Raw genomic sequence first — 23,323 nt, 5'->3', positions numbered from 1 at the left:
TGGGAAAGATAAGCCATGTTTGAGAAGCGTCACCGCATTACGTTGTTATTCAACGCCAACAAAGCCTATGACCGCCAGGTCGTCGAGGGCGTGGGTGAATATTTGCAGGCGTCGCAATCGGAGTGGGATATTTTCATCGAAGAAGACTTCCGTACCCGCATTGAAAACATCAAAGACTGGCTGGGCGATGGCGTGATCGCCGATTACGACGATCCCGTGATCGAGCAGTTGCTGACCGACGTCGATGTTCCGATTGTGGGCGTCGGCGGCTCGTATCACTCACCCGAGAAGTATCCTCCGGTCCATTACATCGCGACCGACAACCACGCGCTGGTCGAGAGCGCCTTTCTGCATTTAAAAGAGAAAGGCGTACACCGCTTCGCCTTTTACGGCCTGCCCTCTTCCAGCGGCAAAGGCTGGGCGATGGAGCGCGAGTACGCGTTTTGCCAGATTGTGGCGCAGGAGAAGTATCGCGGCGTGGTGTATCAGGGATTAGAAACCGCGCCTGAAAACTGGCAGCACGCGCAAAATCGGCTCGCCGACTGGCTGCAAACCCTGCCGCCGCAGACGGGCATTATCGCCGTTACGGATGCGCGCGCGCGTCACGTTCTCCAGGTCTGCGACCATTTGCACATTCCGGTTCCCGAAAAGCTGTGTGTGATTGGTATCGATAACGAAGAGCTCACGCGTTATCTGTCGCGCGTGGCCCTGTCGTCGGTGGCGCAAGGGACGCGTCAGATGGGCTATCAGGCGGCCAAGTTACTTCATCGCCTGCTGGATAACGAAACCCTGCCTCTTCAGCGTCTGCTGGTTCCCCCCGTTCGCGTGGTGGAACGCCGCTCGACGGACTATCGCTCCCTGAACGATCCGGCGGTAATTCAGGCGATGCACTACATTCGCAATCACGCCTGCAAAGGCATCAAGGTGGATCAGGTGCTGGATGCGGTTGGTATTTCTCGCTCGAATCTGGAGAAGCGTTTTAAAGAAGAGGTTGGGGAGACGATCCACGCGGTGATTCACGCCGAGAAGCTGGAGAAAGCCCGCAGCCTGCTGATCTCGACGTCGCTGTCGATCAATGAAATCTCGCAGATGTGCGGCTACCCGTCTCTGCAATATTTCTATTCGGTGTTTAAGAAGGAGTATGACACCACGCCGAAGGAGTACCGCGAGCGGTACAGCGAAGTGCTGGTGTAGTGCGGGTATGAGGCAAAGAAAAACGCCTTCCATCGGAAGGCGTTTTTTTGGATGACTTACATGTGAGCGGCGATTAAGCGCTGGTTATCCTGGTACATCGCAAACAGGTAGTTGTTGTAGCTCTGACCCTGCGTTGAATAACCTTTCAGCTTGTGAATCATGGTGCTCGCGGTTACTTCCTGGTCCGCTTTACGCAACTGAGCGCGTGACTTACGGAACGAAGAGTAGGCCGGGTGCGTGTTCAGGTTCACCACGTAGGCATTCACGGAATCTTTCACTGATTCGAACTGCGAATAGCCTTTCACTTTGCCAGGCACGTTGTTACAGCGGCCCTTGGCGCATTTCATGCCGAAGAGATTATTGTTGTTACGCGCCAGTTTTGACGTGCCCCAACCACTCTCGGCTGCTGCCATGGTGGCCACCATGCTGCCTGGAATAATATCCACGCGCTCAAGCAGTGAGTTCCACGGCACGCGGCGGGTATTACCGTTCCAGCTCACCTTGTAGCGTGTCGCGATGTCTTTCAGACGTGCGCGTTCGCTTGGTGACCAGCGGCTTTCGTACTGTTTCGAAACCAGCCAGTTACGGTCTGCAGTAATCGCAGAATTTTGGCTTGTAATATAAGGCATTACCGTCCGGAGAAACGCTTTTTTCCTTGGTGTCCCGGAAGGGTATTTTCGCAAATCAGGAAGTGAACTGCTCTTTACACTATTGCGAGAATACTCTTGTTTACTGCTAACCTTACTCTTACTGCTGGTCGTCGTCTTTATGACGTGGGCTTTTTTACTCGTTGTATCCGTGTGCGTCTTCGCAAGCACCTCACCTGAAAACATCACGGTGAGCAACATGAGTATCGTAGCCCCAAATCGTCGTATGGGAGTCGATATCATTAGGTCTCCTGGTCGGATATATACATTCCAACACCTTATTTTTTTCACAAAATTGAGAGCGGAATCTCAAATCATATCAAAAATAGTCTTCCAGAGCATCCAAAGAAATAGTCCAATTCCGAAACTATGTCACCTGAAACTTGCTCACTTAACCATCATTTCTACAAATTTGTGTGCGATATCGCAGATAACCGCCTAATTTTGCGCGAGATCACTCACCCTTTCGGCTCATCCTGCCAGAAAACGCAGGGGGAGGAGTCCTCGCCATAAACCTGATGGCACACTGGTTAAAATGGCCGCGACAGGAAAATGGAATGAAACGCTCAGCTTTAGCCCTTTTGCTTTTACCCGCGATGGCAAATGCAGACTGGTCATCTCCTGGCTTCTCCACGTTCAATGCCGAAGCTGCTGGGGTGTTCACCAGCCACGCGAAGTTTGCGAAGGGTACTCGCCCGCTGACGTTGAGTTTTGACAACGCGTGCTGGCAGCCGACAAACCCGATTAAACTCAATGAGATGATGTCGCTAAAACCTTGCGAAGGAACGCCGCCCCAGTGGCGTTTATTCCGCGAGGGCGATTATCAGATGCGCATTGATACGCGCTCAGGCACGCCGACGCTCATGCTGACGGTGCAAAGCGCTGCGGAAAAACCCGTCGCGGATGTCACTCGCCAGTGCCCGAAATGGGACGGCAAACCGCTCACCCTCGAGGTGAAAAACACCTTCCCGGAAGGCTCCGTCGTCCGGGATTTCTACAGCCAGCAGACGGCCACGGTGCAGCAAGGAAAAATCACCCTGCAGCCCGCCGCGAACAGCAACGGTCTGCTCCTGCTTGAGCGGGCAGAAACCGACAAAGCTGCGCCATTCAGCTGGCAAAACGCCACCGTCTACTTTGTGCTGACGGACCGCTTCGTCAATGGCGACCCTTCTAACGACAACAGCTATGGCCGCCACAAAGACGGCATGCAGGAGATTGGCACCTTCCACGGAGGCGATCTCAAAGGGCTCGCCAGCAAGCTCGATTATCTGCAGCAGCTTGGCGTCAACGCGCTGTGGATAAGCTCCCCGCTGGAGCAAATCCACGGCTGGGTCGGGGGCGGTACCAAAGGCGATTTCCCGCACTACGCCTATCACGGCTACTACACGCAGGACTGGACAAAACTCGACGCCAATATGGGCAGCGAAGACGATCTGCGCCATCTGGTCGACGAGGCGCACCAGCGCGGTATCCGCATTCTCTTTGACGTGGTGATGAACCACACCGGCTACGCTACGCTTGCTGATATGCAGGAGTTCCAGTTCGGCGCGCTGTATTTGCAGGGTGACGAGCTGAAAAAGACGCTGGGCGAACGCTGGACCGACTGGAAGCCCGCCGCCGGGCAGAGCTGGCACAGCTTTAACGACTACATCAATTTCAGCGACAAAGCCGGGTGGGAAAAGTGGTGGGGCAAAAACTGGATCCGCACCGATATCGGCGACTACGACAACCCCGGCTTCGACGATCTGACCATGTCGCTGGCCTTTTTACCCGATCTCAAAACCGAATCCACCACCCCGTCCGGTTTGCCGAATTTCTACCGCCATAAGCCGGACACCCAAGCTAAAGAGATTGCCGGGTACACACCGCGCGATTATCTCACCCACTGGCTCAGCCAATGGGTGCGCGATTACGGCATTGACGGTTTCCGCGTCGATACCGCCAAACACGTTGAACTCCCCGCCTGGCAAGCGCTGAAGGAACAATCCACCCAGGCGCTGAAAGCGTGGAAAGAGGCCAACCCGGATAAAAAACTCGATGACACACCGTTCTGGATGACGGGTGAATCCTGGGGGCACGGCGTGATGCAAAGCGAGTATTACCGCCATGGTTTCGACGCGATGATCAACTTTGACTATCAGGAGCAGGCCGCCAAAGCCGCCGATTGCCTGGCCGAAATGGACATGACCTGGCAGCAGATGGCGGAAAAACTGCAGGGATTCAACGTCCTGAGCTATCTCTCCTCCCACGACACGCGCCTGTTCCGCGAGGGCGGCCAGCGCGCGGCAGAACTGCTGTTGCTCTCACCTGGCTCGGTGCAGATTTACTATGGTGACGAGTCCGAACGTCCATTCGGCCCGACCGGATCCGATCCGCTGCAGGGAACGCGCTCGGACATGAACTGGCAGGATGTCGCGGGCAATCAGGCGGCGACCGTTAAGCACTGGCAAATTCTCGGGCAGTTCCGTGCGCGTCATCCGGCCATCGGCGAAGGCACGCAAACCACGCTCTCCCTCAAGCAGGGCTACGGTTTCGTACGCCAGCACCAGGACGATAGCGTGATGGTGATCTGGGCCGGGAATCAGTAGCGCCATCGTCGTCCCCTTCCAACGGAGGGGGATGTTTTTATCAGAACAATTCACCACGCAAACACAAATCAGCGAAACAAAACCACGATCCCGACCTCTTCCCTCGATTTGCACCCGCACGATGCTAGCGTTATGGTTACCCACTTTCATTATAAGAATGCCAGAACACCTGCTATGACGTTTTCACTTTTCGGCGACAAATTCACCCGCCATTCAGGCATTACCCGCCTGATGGAGGATCTCAACGACGGGCTGCGCACACCGGGCGCTATCATGCTCGGCGGCGGGAATCCGGCCCAAATCCCGGCCATGAACGACTACTTCCACAACCTGCTGGCAGAGATGCTGCAAAACGGCAAAGCCACTGATGCGCTGTGCAATTACGACGGTCCGCAGGGCAAAACCGAACTGCTGACCTTGCTGGCTGATATGCTGCGCGACGAGCTGGGTTGGGATATCGAACCACAGAATATTGCACTGACAAACGGCAGCCAGAGCGCATTTTTCTACTTGTTTAACCTCTTTGCAGGACGTCGCGCCGACGGCACCACCAAAAAAGTGCTGTTCCCGCTGACGCCGGAATACATCGGTTACGCCGACTCCGGGCTGGAAGAGGATCTGTTTGTCTCGGCGCGGCCGAACATCGAGCTGCTGCCAGAAGGCCAGTTCAAGTATCACGTCGATTTTGAGCACCTGCATATCGGCGAAGAGACGGGCATGATTTGCGTGTCGCGCCCAACCAACCCGACGGGCAACGTCATCACCGACGAAGAGCTGATGAAGCTAGATGTGCTCGCCAACCAGCACGGCATACCGCTGGTGATCGATAACGCCTACGGCGTGCCCTTCCCCGGGATTATCTTTAGCGAAGCCCGCCCGCTGTGGAACCCCAATATCGTCCTGTGCATGAGCCTCTCGAAGCTCGGCCTGCCGGGCAGCCGCTGCGGCATCATCATCGCCAATGAAAAAATCATCAGCGCTATCACCAACATGAACGGCATTATCAGCCTGGCGCCAGGTGGCATGGGCCCGGCGATGATGTGCGAAATGATTAAACGCAACGACCTGCTGCGCCTGTCGAATGACGTGATTAAGCCGTTTTACTATCAGCGCGTCCAGGAGACGATCGCGACCATTCGCCGCTACTTGCCCGAAGATCGCTGTCTGATTCATAAACCGGAAGGGGCGATTTTCCTGTGGCTGTGGTTTAAAGACTTGCCGATCACCACCGAGCTGCTCTATCAGCGCCTGAAAAAACGCGGCGTGTTGATGGTGCCGGGGGATTACTTCTTCCCGGGCCTCGACAAGCCGTGGCCGCATACGCATCAGTGCATGCGCATGAACTACGTGCCAGACCCAGAGAAAATCGAAGCCGGGGTGAAAATCCTGGCCGAAGAGATTGAGCTGGCGTGGAACGAAGGCAGCCGCTAACGGCTCACCGCAAGACAACAAAAAAGGCCAGATGTCGACATCTGGCCTTTTTTTTCACAACTTAGCCGCGAACGGTAAAGCCAAGTTCTTGTGAGATCGCTTCCGCCGTTTCACGCAGCGGCTTGAGCAAATTCTTCTCCCCCACCTGCTTCATGCGCGAGGTCGACAGGGAAATGGAGATGGCATAAGGCACGCGCCCGTGAATATCAAACACCGGTACCGCGATGCAAGACACGCCCAGCTCGTTCTCTTCTCTGTCCATCGCCATGCTGTGGGTGCGAATCTCCGCCAGTTCGTCGTACATGGCGCTCAGTTCAGTGATGGTATTGCGGGTCAGGGGTTGAATCTGCTCCTGATGACTCTGCCAGTAGCTCGCCACGTAATCCTGATGGCCAAACGCCATGTAAATCTTACCCATCGCAGAACAGAAGAGCGGCATGTGCTGGCCGATATAGGCGCGTGTGCGCAGCATTCCCGTCGTCGGCTCCAGCTTGTAGATCAGAATCGCATGGTCATCTTCCCGACTGGAGAAGTTCACCGTTTCGCCGGTCACGATATTGAGATTTTCGAGGTGCGGTGCGGCGACGTGGATGATGTTGAGGGACGACAGCGCTTTTTGCCCGACGGCGATGAATTTGGTGGTCAGCCGATAGCTGCCCGCCGCTGGCGCAGGGGTAACGTACCCGCACGACTGCAAACCCTGCAACAACCGATGCACGGTGCTTTTGTTTAGCCCGGCAAGTTCCGACAAATGCGCCAGCGGACACCCGTTCGGGTAGTTACTGAGGATCTCAATCAGCATCAGGCCGCGAAACAAGCTCTGGCTACCTGCTGGCCTCTCTTTTTCTGGCGTCATTTCGCTCTCTTTCATGCTCATCAAATAGCTCTCCGTTAATCGCGTCCTGATGGTAGCGCAAAGTGTGGTTCAGTTCACGATCTCAGCACAAAAAACACAATGCATTGATTTTACTGGTTTTTGAAAAGCGTGAATGTCGTTGATCTAACAAAATTTGATCGCTATATTTGAAATCAGATTTCGCATTGTGGAATTTAGAGATAAAAAAGCACTCACATGCGCCCCTCATACGAACAGGAGAACAGGGATGAAAGTGACCTTTGACGAGTTGAAAGCAGCCTTCAATCGGGTACTGCTTAACCGCGGCGTTCAGGCCGATACCGCCGACGCCTGCGCAGAGATGTTTGCGCGCACCACCGAATCCGGCGTTTATTCGCACGGCGTGAACCGCTTCCCACGTTTCATTCAGCAGCTGGATAACGGGGACATCATTCCTGACGCCCAGCCGAAGCGCGTCACCACCCTCGGTGCCATCGAGCAGTGGGACGCCCAGCGTTCCATCGGCAACCTGACCGCCAAAAAGATGATGGATCGCGCCACCGAGCTGGCGTCGGATCACGGGATTGGGTTAGTGGCGCTGCGCAACGCCAACCACTGGATGCGCGGCGGGAGTTACGGCTGGCAGGCAGCAGAGAAAGGCTATATCGGAATTTGCTGGACCAACTCTATCGCCGTAATGCCACCGTGGGGCGCGAAAGAGTGCCGCATCGGCACCAACCCGCTGATCGTCGCCATTCCTTCCACGCCGATCACCATGGTCGATATGTCGATGTCGATGTTCTCCTACGGGATGCTCGAAGTGAACCGCCTTGCCGGGCGCGAACTGCCGGTGGATGGCGGCTTTGACGACGAAGGCAATCTGACCAAAGAGCCAGGTGTTATCGAGAAAAACCGCCGTATTTTGCCGATGGGTTACTGGAAAGGTTCCGGCCTCTCTATCGTGCTCGACATGATCGCCACCCTGCTCTCCAACGGATCGTCCGTGGCGGAAGTGACGCAGGACAACAGCGATGAATACGGCGTGTCGCAGATCTTCATCGCCATCGAAGTGGACAAGCTGATCGACGGCCCCACCCGCGATGCCAAACTGCAGCGCATCATGGATTTCATCACTACCGCCGAACGTTCAGACGACGACGTCGCCGTGCGCCTGCCGGGGCATGAATTCACCCGTCTGCTGGAAGAGAACCGTCGCAATGGCATCACCATTGATGACAGCGTGTGGGCGAAGATCCAGTCGCTGTAAGGAGTGACGCATGATATTCGGACATATTTCACAGCCCAACCCCTGCCGACTTCCGCAGGCGATAGAGCGGGCGCTCGAATTTTTACGCACCACCGATTTCACGACGCTGGAACCGGGTGTCGTGGAAATAGACGGACGCAATATCTACGCGCAGATCCTCGATCTCACCACCCGGGAGCACCACCAAAACCGCCCGGAAGTACATCGCCGCTATCTGGATATTCAATTTCTGGCGTGGGGCGAAGAGAAAATAGGTTTTGCGATTGACACCGGAAATAACGAAATAAGCGAATCATTGCTGGAACAGCGCGACATTATTTTTTATCACCAGATGGAAAACGAATCGCTGATTGAAATGGTCCCAGGTAATTACGCCATATTTTTCCCGCAGGATGTTCATCGACCGCAATGCCATAAACACAAGGAGTCGGCCATTCGTAAAATTGTCGTCAAAGTGGCTGTCAGCGAATTGATTTAATTTTTTAAAATTAAACAGGAAAGCGAAATGACTCACACCGGTTTTATTATTGGTGCGTACCCCTGCGCACCTTCGTTTCACCAGCAAGGGGAACAGGAAGAGCGTGATTTCTGGCATCAGCTCGCTGATACGCCGGATATTCGCGGCCTTGAGCAACCCTGCCTGGAAAACCTGCACCCGCTCGGGGATGAGTGGCTGTTCCGCCACACGCCGGACGACTGGCAAATTGTGGTCACGGCGGTGATGGAAACCATGCGGCGGCGCGGTACTCACGGCGGGTTTGGCCTGGCGTCTGCTGACGAAGATCAGCGCCGCGAGAGCGTGGCGTTTTACCGCCATCTGTTAGCGAAAATCGTCGCGGTCAACACGCGCTTCCCAGGCAAAGTGACCGCCCTGGAAATGCAGGCCGCACCGCAGGCGGGCAACGCTTGCGTCGCGCAAGCCACCGACGCGTTTTCACGCTCAATCAGCGAAATTGCCGCCTGGGACTGGCCCTGCGATCTGGTGCTCGAACACTGTGACGCCATGACCGGCAGCCAGCCGCGCAAAGGCTTTTTGCCGCTGGAAAACGTTCTGGACGTGCTGCACGGGACCGAGATTAGCGTGTGCATTAACTGGGCCCGCTCGGCCATTGAAGGGCGCGATACCACGCTTCCGGTCAAACATGTTCAGGCGGCACTGCAGGCGGGTAAGCTCGGTGCGCTGATGTTCTCCGGCACCACGGCGACCGGCGAATACGGTGAATGGCAGGATCTTCACGCACCGTTTTCACCGTTCTGCCCTGAAAGCTTAATGACACCTGAAAGCGTAAATGATTTATTTACTGCGGCGAGCGCCGCAACATTGAAATTCTCCGGTATCAAACTACTGGAAATAAATGCTAATGCTGACGTCAGCCATCGCATCGCCATTTTGCGCGACGGTATTAGCGTTATGAAAAAAGCAGCACAATAAAAATAATAATCTTATTCCCGAGCCGATTACCTTAATGAGACATTAATTATGACTAATTCTTCTCATGCTCTACAGGCGGATATTCCGCGCCAACGCTGGTTGAGAATAATTCCCCCTATTCTTATCGCCTGCATTATCTCTTATATGGACCGCGTCAATATCGCCTTCGCGATGCCGGGCGGTATGGATGAGGAACTGGGGATCACCGCCACCATGGCGGGTTTAGCAGGCGGGATATTCTTTATTGGTTATCTGTTCCTGCAAGTTCCCGGCGGCAAAATTGCCGTGCACGGTAGCGGTAAAAAATTCATCGGCTGGTCTCTGGTCGCCTGGGCGGTGATTTCCGTTCTGACGGGCATTGTCACAAATCAGTATCAGCTGCTGGTCCTGCGCTTTTTACTCGGCGTGGCGGAAGGCGGGATGCTGCCGGTGGTGCTGACCATGATCAGCAACTGGTTCCCGGACGCCGAGCGCGGTCGCGCCAACGCGATTGTGATCATGTTTGTGCCGATTGCCGGGATTATCACCGCGCCCCTTTCCGGCTGGATCATCACCGCCCTCGACTGGCGCTGGCTGTTCATCATTGAAGGGCTTCTTTCCCTGGTGGTGCTGGTGCTCTGGATGCAGACCATCTATGACCGACCGCAGGAGGCGAAGTGGATTTCCGAGGCCGAGAAAAACTATCTGGTCGAGACGCTGGCAGCCGAGCAGCAAGCCATTGCGGGCAAAGAGGTGAAAAATGCGTCCCTGGGCGCAGTGCTGTCGGACAAAACCATGTGGCAGCTGATCGCCCTGAATTTCTTCTACCAGACCGGGATTTACGGCTACACCCTCTGGCTGCCGACCATTCTGAAGGAGCTGACCCATTCAACGATGGGCCAGGTCGGGATGCTCGCCATTCTGCCGTACGTCGGCGCGATTGCCGGGATGTTCCTGTTCTCTGCCCTCTCTGACCGCACCGGCAAGCGCAAGCTGTTCGTCTCCCTGCCGCTAATCGGTTTTGCCCTGTGCATGTTCCTCTCCGTGGCGCTGAAAGAAAACATCTGGCTGGCGTATGCCGCGCTGGTCGGCTGCGGCTTCTTCCTGCAGTCGGCGGCGGGCGTGTTCTGGACCATTCCGGCGCGTCTGTTCAGCGCAGAGATGGCAGGCGGCGCGCGCGGCGTGATTAACGCGCTCGGGAATCTCGGCGGGTTCTGTGGCCCTTACGCGGTGGGCGTGTTGATCACCTTGTACAGCAAAGATGCGGGCGTGTATTGCCTGGCGATCTCTCTGGCCCTGGCCTCGCTGCTGGCGCTGCTGTTGCCTGCGAAATGTGACGCCGGAGCACAGCCCAATCCGACGGTGAATCCGCACAAGCGTGCGGCCTGATGCCCTCACCCCGGCCCTCTCCCACAGGGAGAGGGTGAAAAAACGTAGGCCGGGTAAGCGAAGCGCCACCCGGCAACAGCAACCAAGAACGTAGGCCGGGTAAGCGCAGCGCCACCCGGCAACAGCAACCACCGAACCGAGAATCGCAAAGATGAGTGAAAAAGAACCCTTCTGGCTGGGTATCGATTGTGGCGGTACTTATCTGAAAGCCGGTCTGTACAACAGCCAGGGAAAAGAACACAGCATCGAACGTTGCCCGGTCGCGACGCTCAGCCCGCGTCCGGGCTATGCCGAGCGCGACATGCACCTGCTCTGGCAGCGCTGCCACGAAACGGTTGCGGCCCTGCTCAATCGCACGGGCATTAGTGGCTCCCAAATCAAAGGCATCGGCATTTCCGCCCAGGGCAAAGGCCTGTTCCTGCTCGATAAACAGGATCGCCCCCTGGGCAACGCCATCCTCTCTTCCGACCGCCGCGCTTTAGAGATCGTCCAGCGCTGGCAGCAGGACGCGATCCCCGAGAAACTCTACCCGCACACCCGGCAAACCCTGTGGACCGGGCATCCCGCTTCGCTGCTGCGCTGGGTCAAAGAGCATGACCACCAGCGCTACCAGCAGATCGGCTGCGTGATGATGGCCCATGACTATCTGCGCTGGTGCCTGACGGGCAATAAGGGCTGCGAAGAGAGCAACATTTCCGAGTCCAATCTCTACAACATGAACACGGGCGACTATGACCCGCAGCTGACGCGCTGGCTGGGCATCAGCGAAATCGACAGCGCCTTGCCGCCCATCGTCGGCTCAGCAGAAATTTGCGGGGAAATCACCGCTCAGGCAGCCACCCTGACCGGTCTTGCGGCGGGTACGCCCGTCGTGGGTGGTCTGTTTGATGTGGTTTCCACCGCGATCTGCGCCGGACTGCACGACGAGCACACGCTCAACGCCGTGATGGGCACCTGGGCCGTCACCAGCGGGATTGCGCACGGCATCCGCGATAACGAATCTTTCCCGTACGTCTATGGCCGATACGTTCACCCGCAGCAGTACATCGTTCACGAAGCCAGCCCGACCTCATCCGGCAACCTCGAGTGGCTCACGGCGCAGTGGGGCGAGATCTCTTTTGACGAGATCAATCAGGCGGTTTCCAGCCTGCCGAAAGCGGCCAGCGATGTCTTCTTCCTGCCGTTTCTCTACGGCAGCAACGCCGGGCTGGAGATGACCAGCGGTTTCTACGGCATGCAGGCGCTACACACCCGCGCCCACCTGCTGCAGGCGGTTTATGAAGGGGTGGTGTTCTGTCATATGACCCATCTTAACCGCATGCTCGAGCGCTTTACCGATGTTCAGGCCCTGCGCGTCACCGGCGGCCCGACCCATTCCGAGGTGTGGATGCAGATGCTGGCGGACGTCAGCGGTCTGGCAATCGAACTGCCTCAAGTCGAGGAAACCGGCTGCTCCGGCGCGGCGCTCGCCGCCCTCGTCGGCACCGGGGTCTATCCCGATTTCTACGCCGCGCAGCAAAGCCTCAAGCACGACATCCGCGTCATCGAGCCGGACATGCAGGCCCACGCCGCCTACCAGCACAAATATCACCACTACCAGCTACTGATTTCAGCATTGCAGGGCTTTCACGCCCGAATTAAGGAGTACGACCTATGAGCCGACCATTACTACAGCTGGCGCTCGACCACACCAGCCTTCAGGCCGCCCAGCGCGATGTCGCGCTGCTGCACGATCATGTCGATATCGTCGAAGCGGGCACCATTCTGTGCCTCACCGAGGGTCTTTCGGCGGTCCGCGCGTTGCGCCAGCAGTGCCCGGACAAAATCATCGTCGCCGACTGGAAAGTGGCCGACGCAGGCGAAACGCTGGCGCAACAGGCCTTTGACGCGGGCGCGAACTGGATGACGATAATCTGCGCCGCACCATTGGCGACGGTAGAAAAAGGCCACGCGGTGGCTGCCGCGCGCGGGTGCGAAATCCAGATGGAGCTATTCGGTAACTGGACCCTGGACGACGCGCGCGCGTGGCATCGCGTCGGGGTGAAACAGGCGATTTACCATCGCGGGCGTGACGCCCAGGCCAGCGGCCAACAGTGGGGCGAAGACGATCTCGCCAGGATGAAAGCTCTGTCAGATATCGGTCTGCAGCTCTCCATCACCGGCGGCATCACCCCGACAGATTTACCGCTGTTCCGCGAGATTAACGTCAAAGCCTTCATCGCCGGACGGGCGCTGGCTGGGGCCGCCAACCCATCGCAGGTGGCAAATGAGTTCCACACGCAAATCCGCGACATCTGGGGAGAATAACCATGCGTCAGCATCCGTTAGGGATTTATGAAAAAGCGCTGTCGAAGGACCTCTCCTGGCCGGAGCGCCTGGTGCTAGCCAAAAGCTGCGGCTTTGATTTCGTCGAAATGTCGGTGGATGAAACCGACGAGCGCTTATCCAGACTGGAGTGGAGCACCACCCAGCGCGCCTCGCTGGTCGAAGCGATGCTGGAAACCGGCGTCGCGATTCCGTCCATGTGCCTGTCGGCGCACCGTCGTTTCCCGTTCGGCAGCCGCGACGAGTCCGTGCGCGAACGCGCGCGCGAGATCATGACCAGAGCTATCAAACTGGCGCGCGATCTGGGGATTCGCACCATCCAGCTGGCGGGTTACGACGTCTATTACGAGGAGCACGATGCAGGCACCCAGCAGCGTTTTGCCGAAGGGCTGGCGTGGGCGGTAGAACAAGCCGCTGCCGCGCAGGTGATGCTTGCCGTGGAGATCATGGATACCGCGTTCATGAACTCCATCAGCAAGTGGAAAAAGTGGGATGACATGCTTAAGTCGCCATGGTTTAGCGTCTATCCCGACGTCGGCAACCTGAGCGCGTGGGGCAACGATGTCACCGCCGAACTGACGCTCGGCATCGACCGGATCGCCGCCATCCACCTGAAAGACACGCAGCCCGTCACCGAACAAAGCCCAGGACAGTTTCGCGATGTGCCGTTCGGCGAAGGCTGTGTCGATTTCGTCGGCGTGTTTAACACCCTGAATCAGCTCAACTATCGCGGCGCATTTCTCATTGAGATGTGGACCGAAAAAGCCAAAGAGCCGGTACTGGAAATTATCGAAGCGCGGCGCTGGATCGAAGCCCGTATGCAGGAAGGAGGCATGACATGCTAGAGCAACTGAAAGCGGAAGTCCTGGCAGCAAACCTGGCGCTGCCCGCCCACGGGCTAGTGACCTTTACCTGGGGCAACGTCAGCGCCGTGGATCGCGATAGTGGCCTGATGGTCATCAAGCCGTCTGGCGTTGAGTACGAGGTGATGACCGCTGAGGACATGGTGGTCGTGGAGATCGCCACCGGTAAGGTGGTGGAAGGCAGCAAAAAACCGTCATCTGACACGCCAACGCACCTGGCGCTATATCGCCGCTACCCGGAGATGGGCGGTATCGTCCACACCCACTCACGCCACGCGACCATCTGGTCGCAGGCCGGGCTGGATCTCCCGGCGTGGGGCACCACCCATGCGGACTATTTCTATGGCGACGTTCCCTGCACGCGGCTGATGACCCACGCCGAAATCGCCGGGGAGTACGAGTATCAAACCGGGGAGGTGATCATCAAGACCTTCGAGGAGCGCGACTTAAATCCGATGCAGATCCCCGCCGTGCTGGTCCATTCCCACGGTCCTTTTGCCTGGGGCAAAGATGCCGCCGACGCCGTCCACAACGCCGTGGTGCTGGAAGAGTGCGCCTATATGGGCCTGTTCTCCCACCAGCTAGCGCCGCAATTGCCGACCATGCAGCAGGAGCTGCTGGACAAACATTACCTGCGTAAGCACGGAGCAAACGCCTATTACGGCCAGTGATCAGCCGGAATTAATATGTTCCTTACAGTACCGCCGTTTCCAGACGGCGGGGGTTAGCCCGGTATGTTTACGAAATATCTGACGGAAATAGCCGACATCGTTGAAGCCGCAGCGGGCGGCAACTTCCGTGAGGGAAGCCGAATCATCAAGCAACAGCTTCTCCGCAGATCGGACGCGCTGGCGATGGATCGCCTCGGTCAGGGTTAAATGAAAGGTGCGCCGAAAAACGCGCCCGAGATAATCCGCATTACAGTGCAGTTCTTTTGCCAGCTGCGACGTCGAGAGGCTGAGGTGAAATTGCGTGCGGATAATTTGTTTCGCCTTCCACGCAATCGTCGTGCCCGACTCGTCCTTATTCTCCTCACTTCCAGGCGACAGGGAAATTTGCTGGAGTATCAGCAAGAGCAAGAATTCGAGTGCGGCGCTGCGCTGGAATTTCTCCTGCTCCGTCAGAAACTGGCGGAAAAGAGAGACCACACAGGATGCGTCCTGGACGCGGCAATATTGCTCGATGGCGAGCCTGGTAAAACCCTCTAATTCCGACGGCTGGCCTTCGATATCAAAATGCAGCCAGTAAAACCGCAGATCGGCCGGGAAATCCTCCGTCCCCACGTGGCGACGATTCGGCCACAGCAACAAACTCTCTCCCGCGTTCACGGTAAAAACTCTGTTTTCCTCCTGGATCGTTAATGTCCCTTTCTCAACAAAGATAATTTCCCATGAGGTCAGCTTGCGCGCAGGGTGACGCCCGACGCCGCGTGAAATGAACAGTCCGCCGTTTTGTACCTTAACCGGAAGCGCTATGGATAATTCGAGCATGAGTATTCATTTTCCCGCTTTAAAACGTCTGATTAAGCCTATTTCACATTGATTATTAATGAATAATTGCTTATTCGCTCGATCGAAATCACATTTTCATCATCAGGTCGGAATCGTCACCTTTTTATACTTTTCCCTTCCCTTGTTGGCACCGACTTTCAGTGCAGAATTAATCGGGTACCTTGCAGAACATAATAAAATCCTATTCACGAGGAGTTATCGAATGACTTCCACTCCGATTACGCAAACCGATGTCGTACAACAGGCCGCCGACGATCGCCTGTCCGTGCGCGAGAAAATTGGCTACGGCCTGGGTGATGCTGGCGGGACGGTAATTACCTGCCTGATCATGAACTTTCTCACCTTTTTCTATACCGATGTCTTTGGTTTAACGCCCGCGCTGGTCGGCACGCTGTTTATTGCCCTACGCGTATTTGACGCCATTTCCGACCCGATTATGGGGGTGATTGCTGACCGGACCCAGAGCCGCTGGGGGCGCTTTCGTCCCTGGCAGCTGTGGATCGCTTTCCCCATCGGGATTATCGGCGTCCTGACCTTCACCGTGCCGGAAGCGAGTATGGGGGTCAAAATCGCCTGGGCGTTCGGTACCTATCTGCTGCTGTCCGTCGGCTACACCGCGATCAACGTGCCCTACTGCGCGCTGATCAACACCATGACCACCCGCCACAGCGAGGTGATTTCCTGTCAGTCCTGGCGCTTTGTGCTGTGCGGCGTGGCGGGATTTTTAGTCTCCGTCGGCCTGCCGTGGCTGGTTGAGGCACTGGGTCAGGGCAATGTGGCGCAGGGGTATCAGCTGGGTGTCGGCGTGCTGTGCGCTATCGCCGTGGTGATGTTCCTGTGCTGCTTCTTCTGGGTGCGCGAGCGCGTCCCGCTGGCATTGATGGGCCGCTTTACCCTGCGCGAGCATCTGGCTGGGCTGCGTAACAACGATCAGCTTTTATTGATGCTGGTGATGTCTTTTCTGCTGATTAACGTCTTTAACATCCGCGGCGGCGGGTACATGTATTTCATCACCTACGTACTGCAGGGCAGCACGGCCTATACTTCGCTGTTCTTCACCATGGTGACCTTTGCCGCCATTCTCGGTGCGGTGATCGTCAGCCCGCTCACCCGTCGTATTGATACGGTGAAACTGTACTCCACCACCAACCTGGTGCTGGCCGCGCTGGCGTTAGGGATGTGGTTCCTGCCAACCGGCCCGGCGTACCAAACCCTGTGGCTGGCTGTGATTCTGGGCAACGGGGTGATCCTCGGTTTTACGCTTCCCCTGCACTTTTCGCTGATGGCTTTTGCCGACGACTACGGCGAGTGGAAAACCGGCGTGCGTTCATCAGGGATGAACTTCGCCTTTAACCTCTTTTTCATCAAGCTGGCATGGGCCTCCAGCGCGGGGATCATCAGCCTGGTCTTTATCTTCGTCGCCTATCAGCCCGGCGTGGGCAATCAAACCCCTGCGTCGCTATCCGGTATCACCACCATGGAAACGCTGCTGCCAGCCCTTTTCCACTTGCTGCTGGCGATCTCGATTCGCTGGTGCAGACTCAATAACCCGATGATGTCGCGCATTTCCACCGACCTGCGCCAGCGTCACGTTCAGTCCTGAGGAGAACAACATGTCCATCATGGAACCCGACCTGCATAAGCTCAAAATCAACGATCCCTTCCTCGGCCAGTATCAACAGCTGGTACGTGATGTGGTCATTCCTTATCAATGGGATGCGCTAAACGACCGCATCCCGGAAGCAGAGCCGAGCCACGCTATAACCAATTTCCGTATTGCTGCCGGGCTGGAGCAAGGGGAGTTTTACGGCATGGTTTTCCAGGACAGCGATGTCGCCAAGTGGCTTGAGGCCGTAGCGTGGTCCCTGTGCCAGAAACCCGATCCGGCGCTTGAGAAAACCGCCGACGAGGTGATTGACCTGGTGGCCGCCGCCCAATGCGACGATGGCTATCTCAACACCTATTTCACCGTGAAGGCACCGGGCGAACGCTGGACCAACCTCGCGGAGTGCCACGAACTTTACTGTGCCGGGCATATGATTGAAGCGGGCGTGGCGTACTTCCAGGGCACCGGCAAACGCACGCTGTTAGCGGTGGTGTGCAAACTGGCGGACCACATCGACAGCGTGTTTGGCCCCGGTGAAAACCAGCTGCACGGCTACCCGGGTCATCCCGAAATCGAGCTGGCGTTAATGCGCCTGTACGACGTCACCCAGGAGCCACGCTATCTGGCCCTGGTGAAATATTTCGTTGAGGAGCGCGGCGCGCAGCCGCACTTTTACGATATCGAATATGAAAAACGCGGCAGAACGTCGCACTGGAATACGTACGGCCCGGCGTGGATGGTCAAAGACAAAGCCTACAGCCAGGCGCATCAGCCTCTCGCCGAGCAGCAAACGGCCATCGGGCACGCCGTGCGCTTCGTCTACCTGATGACCGGCGTGGCGCACCTCGCGCGACTGAGCGGGGATGAAAGCAAACGTCAGGACTGCCTGCGCCTGTGGAATAACATGGTGCAGCGTCAGCTCTATATTACGGGCGGGATCGGCTCCCAGAGCAGCGGTGAAGCTTTCAGCAGCGACTACGATCTGCCGAACGATACGGTCTATGCCGAAAGCTGCGCGTCGATTGGCCTGATGATGTTCGCCCGCCGGATGCTGGAGATGGAGGCGGATAGCCAGTACGCCGACGTCATGGAGCGGGCGTTATACAACACCGTTCTGGGCGGGATGGCGCTGGACGGCAAACACTTTTTCTACGTGAATCCGCTGGAGGTGCATCCCAAAACGCTGGCCTTCAATCATATCTACGATCACGTGAAACCCATTCGTCAGCGCTGGTTCGGCTGCGCCTGCTGCCCGCCGAATATCGCCCGCGTGCTGACCTCGCTGGGTCACTACATCTACACCGCGCGCCCGGATGCGCTCTTTATCAACCTCTACGTCGGCAACAGCGCGGTGATTCCGGTGGGCGATAACGAGCTGCAGCTGCGTATTAGCGGTCACTATCCGTGGCAGGATCAGGTGAACATCGACATCACCTCGCCGGTTCAGGTCGAGCACACTCTCGCGCTGCGACTGCCGGACTGGTGCGACACGCCACGGGTGGCACTGAATGGTGAAATCGTGACCGGCGATGTGCGTCAGGGATATTGTTACCTCACCCGCCGCTGGCAGGAGGGAGATTCCATCACCCTGACGCTCCCGATGCCGGTCCGCCGTCTGTACGGCAACCCGCAGGTGCGCCAGCAGGCGGGCAAAGTGGCGGTGCAGCGCGGCCCGCTGGTCTATTGCCTGGAAGAAGTGGATAACGGTCCGGGATTACACAATCTGTCGCTGCCCGCCGATAGCGCCTTCCGTGTTTTCGAAGGGAAAGGGTTATTCGCCCACAAGATGCTGATTCAGGCTGAAGGCATTGCACACCGCGCCACTGAGTCCGAATCGCAACCGCTCTGGCAATATGATCGCGCGCCGGCTGCATCACACAATCAGACGCTGACATTTATTCCGTGGTTTAGCTGGGCCAACCGTGGAGAGGGCGAAATGCGGATATGGGTGGATGAGGTGTAAAGCCCGTTGTTATCACATCATCCAGGCAGCACGCGCCGTGCTGCCTCTGCCAGGAAGGCGCTTCGGTTACTGAACTGAGGATGCTCACTGACAAAAGAGTCAATTTTCAGCAACAAACGACGGGGCATAGTGATATTGATTCGCTCTGCTCTGCCGTCGAATTGCTTCATATTGATATCCACCAACAGCCACTGCCCACCCGTGTAATCGCCCGAATTCTTTTTCAGATGCTCTTCTACGACACCAGGCGAAGGGAGCACTTCTTCCATTTCATACAGCGCTTCGAAATGAACGGTTAAGGCGCTGCGCGCATCCTGGAATGCCTCATCAAGAGAATCGCCCGCAAAAAAGCACCCCGGCACATCAGGGAAGAAACCGCTCGCGCTGCCATCTTTATCGGAATGAATATAAGCCGGGTAGAACATACTAACTCCTGCATATTTACGGTTTGATCCCCGCTTGCCGCCAGATTTGAGCAAGGGTTCCAGGTTTAATATCCTTTTGAGGATGAGGAACAGTTACCAGCCCTTTACGCTGTGGATGGTGAAATTGATGGTGACTTCCCTTGGTTCTTACACACTTCCAGCCATGTTTGACGAGGAGGGTAATGACGTCCGCACTTTTCACATCCCAATTCCTCCATGATTATACACACAATACACACCCTAAATGACTACTGAGATCACGATAATGCATTGGCTGTGCGGGTGCAGTATGTGAAATTGAAAGCAGGAAGGGGCTACGCAAAGAGAATATGCAAGAGAGAGGGTTACATCTGAATTTGCAGGCAGGATCGTAAAGCCCGACGACGCTAAACCTACCCGACCTGACAATCGCAGGTCGGGCAGGCACAGCACCACCGGGGAAGGGAGTGAAGCAGCCCTCATCCCTGAGGACCGCTTGTTGAGACTTAGAAGCGCCAGCTCACGCCGGTCATCAGCACGAAGCTGTCATCGCGATCAACCATCGGACTGTTTTTGACGTCATCCGGCAAGACGGTGTAAGCCGCGCTGGCGTTCAGGAACAGGTTCTGCGTCAGTTGATACTTTGCGGTCAGCGCAACGTACGGGTTCCAGCTATCACCCGCGCTGTATTCGTTCAGGCCGCTGTGACGAGACTCTTTTCCGGAAACACCGTAGTAATAGTCGTTAAAGCTTTCGTCGTAGTAGAACACGCCCACGGCTGGAATCAGCGTCAGACGCTCCATGCGGATCGGATGGAAGTAGGTAATTTCACCGACCACGCCGCCGCTTTCGTCCATTGCATCGCCCGCGACGCCGAACTTCAGGCTACCCCAGCTTTCGTGGCGATAGTACGCGCCGCCCACAAACACCGACGCTTTGCGCTCGTCGAGCTGCTTCATCGCGTGGTCATCGTTGTCGTCGGGATCGAAGTGCAGCGGCATCCAGGACGCCGTCAGGCTCAGTTCATTCTTACTGTCTTTCCAGAAGGCCCAACCGGCCGTGGTCTGACGCACGTAGAAGTTATCGCCTTCATAACTAATCAGCGGAACCGCCGTCGTATTTTCGTTATACCCTTTGTAAGGCGATTCATTGAAAACAGCGCCCGCACCCAATGAAAATTCACCCGCCATAGCGGATGAGGCGAAAAATAACGTTGCGGTGATGAGCAAATTCTTTTTGATAATCATTCCCTGTATCCATTAAATGCCTAACAAACGAGGCGAATAATAATGGTTACAAATTTGCCGATGCAACGAAGTAGTTTATATAATATTATATATAAAATCATATAGATGGGCGTTCGTGATGAATAATTTACAGATTAAGCCGCGTGAGTTAAAAATTATCTCCGTCATTGCCGCAACGGGCAGCATTGGCGACGCCGCCGCTTTGTTAGGGATGGCGCAGGCGAACGTCAGTAAATATCTTTCGGATTTCGAAACCCGCGTCGGATTGAAAGTCTTCGAACGCACGACGCGCCAGCTGGCGCTGACGCAGTTTGGTGAGGTATTGCTGCCTTATATAAATGCTTCACTGGATAAAAATATCCAACTCATTAATTTTATTGCCGACTACAAGCATGAAAAAAGCGGACGGGTGACGATTTACGCCCCCACCGGCATCATCACCTACCTCGCCCGCCATGTGATCCACCAGCTCGAAGAGATCGGCGATATCCGCATTTGCCTGAAAACCTATAATCCGAATCGCAACGAATTGTCTGAAGGGGTCTCTTTCCCCGACGACTGCGATATTTTAATTACCTATGCTCAGCCGAAAGATGAAAGCCTGGTGGCTTATCAGCTGACAAAATATTCCGTCACCGCGTTTGCCACCCCGGAATATATACAAAAACGTCCAATTAACAGCCCGGACGATTTAATTAAACACTCCTGTATTTTATTGGATTCCATTCTGGTTGACGATGCCAATATCTGGCGTTTTCGCGTTCATGGCAGCGAAGAAGTTCGGGATTATAAAGTCACCGGAAACTATATTTGTGATAATACGCAAACGGCGCTGGAACTGGCGCGTAATCATCTTGGTATTGTTTTTGCGCCAAAAGAGAGCCTGAAAAGCGAGATTGAACAGGGGATTTTAATGCCCTGCTTCTCGCATCAGGAGGAGTGGTGGCTGGATCTGACGGCTATTTTCCGCAAGCGGGAATATCAGCCGTGGCGCGTGCAATACATTCTGGACGGAGTGCTGAACAGTCTTCGCGAGCGTATTAAGCAGGCCGTCCCGGGGGCGACCTGCTCGGAATAATTAAAACAGTCCCAGCGGTTTATCTGAATAACTCACCAGCAGACATTTCGTCTGTTGATAGTGATCCAGCATCATCTTATGGGTTTCACGCCCGATGCCCGACTGTTTATATCCGCCGAATGCCGCGTGGGCCGGATAAGCGTGATAACAGTTGGTCCAGACGCGCCCGGCCTGAATGCCGCGCCCCATTTTGTACGCCAGATTCCCGTTACGACTCCAGACCCCGGCTCCCAGCCCGTATTGCGTATCGTTGGCCAGCTCCAGCGCCTCTTCCGGCGTTTTAAAGGTCGTGACCGCCAGTACCGGGCCAAATATCTCCTCCTGGAAGACGCGCATACTGTTTTTGCCAAACAGAATCGTCGGCTCAAGGTAATACCCGTCTTTCAGATCGCCCTCCAGCACTTTACGCCGACCTCCGGTCAGGACATCCGCGCCCTCTTTTTTACCGATATCGATATAGTTCAGGATGGTGTCCAGCTGCCCATGCGAAACCTGCGCACCCATCTGCGTCACGCTATCCAACGGGTTACCGCTGCGGATCGACTCTACGCGACGAATCGCGCGTTCCATAAAGCGTTCATAAATCGATTCCTGCACCAGCGCGCGGCTTGGGCAGGTACAAACTTCGCCCTGGTTAAAGGCAAACAGGGCAAAGCCTTCCATCGCTTTGTCGAAGAAGGCGTCCTCTTCGTCCATCACGTCGGCAAAGAAAATGTTCGGCGATTTGCCGCCCAGCTCCAGGGTCACCGGAATGATGTTCTGCGTGGCGTACTGCATGATCTGCTGCCCGACTTCCGTCGAGCCGGTAAAGGCCACTTTGGCGATGCGTTTTGAGGTCGCCAGGTATTCGCCGATTTCACCGCCCGCGCCGTTCACCACGTTAATCACGCCCGGCGGGACCAGATCGCCGATGATTTCCATCAGCAGCAGCACCGACAGCGGCGTTAAACGCGCCGGTTTGAGCACCACGCAGTTGCCTGCCGCCAGCGCAGGCGCCATTTTCCAGCTCGCCATCAGCAGCGGGAAGTTCCACGGAATAATTTGCCCGACCACGCCCAGCGGCTCCTGGAAGTGATACGCGACGGTGTCGCTGTCGACTTCACTGATCCCGCCCTCCTGGGCGCGAATACAGGAGGCAAAATAGCGGAAATGGTCGATTGCCAGCGGGACGTCTGCCGCCGTGGTTTCACGGATCGGTTTGCCGTTATCCCAGGTCTCGGCCGCCGCCAGCAGCTCCAGATTCTGCTCCATGCGGTCGGCGATTTTGAACAGGATCGCCGCGCGGTCCTGCACGGAGGTGTGCGCCCACTTCTCTTTCGCTTTGTGCGCCGCATCCAGCGCCAGATCGATATCTTTTTTGCCAGAGCTGGCGATTTCACACAGCGGCTGCCCGGTGACTGGCGTCAGGTTTGAGTAATATTCGCCATCGACCGGCGCGACCCAGCCGCCGCCGATAAAGTTGTCGTACCGGGGTTTTAGCTTGAGGGGATAACCATACTCGCCAGGCTGCATACGCGTTGAGGGAGGATTGTTCGTCATGACCGTCTCCTTGCTGTTGGTGTCT

At 56.3% G+C, this 23,323-nt stretch carries 21 protein-coding genes; 14 read left to right on the top strand and 7 right to left on the bottom strand.

Features of this window, described 5'->3' with window-relative positions; all coding sequences use genetic code 11:
- Positions 1-15 precede the first annotated feature (15 nt).
- On the top strand, positions 16-1,194 hold the full coding sequence (gene xylR / locus QQF33_RS20920) for a D-xylose utilization transcriptional activator XylR (RefSeq protein WP_282493036.1): 1,179 nt from the start codon (positions 16-18) through the stop codon (positions 1,192-1,194).
- Between the two features lie 56 nt (positions 1,195-1,250).
- Here the strand turns inward: xylR and QQF33_RS20915 are convergent, their stop codons facing one another.
- Complete coding sequence (locus QQF33_RS20915; protein ID WP_282493037.1) at positions 1,251-2,084, bottom strand: protein bax; 834 nt, start codon at positions 2,082-2,084, stop codon at positions 1,251-1,253.
- Positions 2,085-2,398: 314 nt separating this feature from the next.
- Here QQF33_RS20915 and QQF33_RS20910 point away from each other — a divergent pair, with 314 nt between their 5' ends.
- Both QQF33_RS20910 and avtA read left to right on the top strand, forming a co-directional pair.
- Positions 2,399-4,429 (top strand): alpha-amylase, encoded by a 2,031-nt coding sequence (locus QQF33_RS20910; protein WP_285158520.1) that lies wholly within the window; start codon positions 2,399-2,401, stop codon positions 4,427-4,429.
- 174 nt (positions 4,430-4,603) lie between these two features.
- On the top strand, positions 4,604-5,860 hold the full coding sequence (gene avtA, locus QQF33_RS20905) for a valine--pyruvate transaminase (protein ID WP_350319015.1): 1,257 nt from the start codon (positions 4,604-4,606) through the stop codon (positions 5,858-5,860).
- A gap of 61 nt (positions 5,861-5,921) precedes the next feature.
- Here avtA and yiaJ read toward each other — a convergent pair whose 3' ends face one another.
- Entirely contained in the window at positions 5,922-6,737 is an 816-nt protein-coding gene (gene yiaJ, locus QQF33_RS20900; protein ID WP_285158517.1) for an IclR family transcriptional regulator YiaJ, read from the bottom strand.
- Between the two features lie 226 nt (positions 6,738-6,963).
- Here yiaJ and yiaK point away from each other — a divergent pair, with 226 nt between their 5' ends.
- The 8 genes from yiaK to araD all read left to right on the top strand — a co-directional run bounded on the left by yiaK (position 6,964) and on the right by araD (position 14,621).
- Positions 6,964-7,962, top strand: coding sequence for a 3-dehydro-L-gulonate 2-dehydrogenase (yiaK, locus tag QQF33_RS20895; protein WP_285145673.1), 999 nt, complete (start codon positions 6,964-6,966; stop codon positions 7,960-7,962).
- Positions 7,963-7,972: 10 nt separating this feature from the next.
- Complete coding sequence (locus tag QQF33_RS20890; RefSeq protein WP_285155737.1) at positions 7,973-8,440, top strand: YhcH/YjgK/YiaL family protein; 468 nt, start codon at positions 7,973-7,975, stop codon at positions 8,438-8,440.
- A 27-nt stretch (positions 8,441-8,467) separates the two neighbouring features.
- Positions 8,468-9,394: a DUF4862 family protein gene (locus QQF33_RS20885; RefSeq protein ID WP_285158516.1), complete on the top strand. Its 927-nt coding sequence runs from the start codon at positions 8,468-8,470 to the stop codon at positions 9,392-9,394.
- A gap of 48 nt (positions 9,395-9,442) precedes the next feature.
- Entirely contained in the window at positions 9,443-10,762 is a 1,320-nt protein-coding gene (locus QQF33_RS20880; RefSeq protein ID WP_285158515.1) for an MFS transporter, read from the top strand.
- A gap of 151 nt (positions 10,763-10,913) precedes the next feature.
- Entirely contained in the window at positions 10,914-12,419 is a 1,506-nt protein-coding gene (locus QQF33_RS20875) for an FGGY-family carbohydrate kinase (RefSeq protein ID WP_285158514.1), read from the top strand.
- On the top strand, positions 12,416-13,069 hold the full coding sequence (ulaD, locus tag QQF33_RS20870; protein ID WP_285158512.1) for a 3-keto-L-gulonate-6-phosphate decarboxylase UlaD: 654 nt from the start codon (positions 12,416-12,418) through the stop codon (positions 13,067-13,069). The genes QQF33_RS20875 and ulaD overlap by 4 nt, the downstream gene beginning before the upstream one ends.
- Positions 13,070-13,071: 2 nt before the next feature.
- A complete protein-coding gene (locus QQF33_RS20865; protein ID WP_285145668.1) occupies positions 13,072-13,932 on the top strand; it encodes an L-ribulose-5-phosphate 3-epimerase in 861 nt (286 codons plus the stop codon).
- On the top strand, positions 13,926-14,621 hold the full coding sequence (gene araD / locus QQF33_RS20860) for an L-ribulose-5-phosphate 4-epimerase (RefSeq protein ID WP_285158511.1): 696 nt from the start codon (positions 13,926-13,928) through the stop codon (positions 14,619-14,621). The genes QQF33_RS20865 and araD overlap by 7 nt, the downstream gene beginning before the upstream one ends.
- Here the strand turns inward: araD and QQF33_RS20855 are convergent, their stop codons facing one another.
- Entirely contained in the window at positions 14,622-15,440 is an 819-nt protein-coding gene (locus tag QQF33_RS20855) for an AraC family transcriptional regulator (RefSeq protein WP_285150979.1), read from the bottom strand.
- Positions 15,441-15,663: 223 nt separating this feature from the next.
- Between QQF33_RS20855 and QQF33_RS20850 the strand changes: the two genes are divergently transcribed.
- Together QQF33_RS20850 and QQF33_RS20845 are read left to right on the top strand one after the other, a co-directional pair.
- Positions 15,664-17,064: an MFS transporter gene (locus QQF33_RS20850; protein ID WP_285150980.1), complete on the top strand. Its 1,401-nt coding sequence runs from the start codon at positions 15,664-15,666 to the stop codon at positions 17,062-17,064.
- Positions 17,065-17,074: 10 nt separating this feature from the next.
- Entirely contained in the window at positions 17,075-19,030 is a 1,956-nt protein-coding gene (locus QQF33_RS20845; RefSeq protein WP_285158510.1) for a glycoside hydrolase family 127 protein, read from the top strand.
- 17 nt (positions 19,031-19,047) lie between these two features.
- Here QQF33_RS20845 and QQF33_RS20840 read toward each other — a convergent pair whose 3' ends face one another.
- From QQF33_RS20840 to QQF33_RS20830, 3 genes are all read right to left on the bottom strand, one after another.
- Positions 19,048-19,455, bottom strand: coding sequence for a type II toxin-antitoxin system HicB family antitoxin (locus QQF33_RS20840; RefSeq protein ID WP_285158509.1), 408 nt, complete (start codon positions 19,453-19,455; stop codon positions 19,048-19,050).
- 16 nt (positions 19,456-19,471) lie between these two features.
- Positions 19,472-19,657, bottom strand: coding sequence for a type II toxin-antitoxin system HicA family toxin (locus tag QQF33_RS20835; protein WP_285158508.1), 186 nt, complete (start codon positions 19,655-19,657; stop codon positions 19,472-19,474).
- 283 nt (positions 19,658-19,940) lie between these two features.
- Positions 19,941-20,681, bottom strand: a complete 741-nt coding sequence (locus QQF33_RS20830; protein WP_285158507.1) for a MipA/OmpV family protein — start codon at positions 20,679-20,681, stop codon at positions 19,941-19,943.
- Between the two features lie 118 nt (positions 20,682-20,799).
- Between QQF33_RS20830 and QQF33_RS20825 the strand changes: the two genes are divergently transcribed.
- Complete coding sequence (locus QQF33_RS20825; RefSeq protein WP_282492018.1) at positions 20,800-21,759, top strand: LysR family transcriptional regulator; 960 nt, start codon at positions 20,800-20,802, stop codon at positions 21,757-21,759.
- Here QQF33_RS20825 and aldB read toward each other — a convergent pair whose 3' ends face one another.
- Positions 21,760-23,298 (bottom strand): aldehyde dehydrogenase AldB, encoded by a 1,539-nt coding sequence (aldB, locus tag QQF33_RS20820; RefSeq protein WP_282492019.1) that lies wholly within the window; start codon positions 23,296-23,298, stop codon positions 21,760-21,762. It abuts the gene before it with no gap.
- Between the last annotated feature and the right edge of the window lie 25 nt (positions 23,299-23,323).

It is taken from the genome of Lelliottia wanjuensis (assembly GCF_030238365.1).
GTDB lineage: Bacteria > Pseudomonadota > Gammaproteobacteria > Enterobacterales > Enterobacteriaceae > Enterobacter > Enterobacter wanjuensis.
This window is presented reverse-complemented; position numbering and strand designations above follow the sequence as displayed.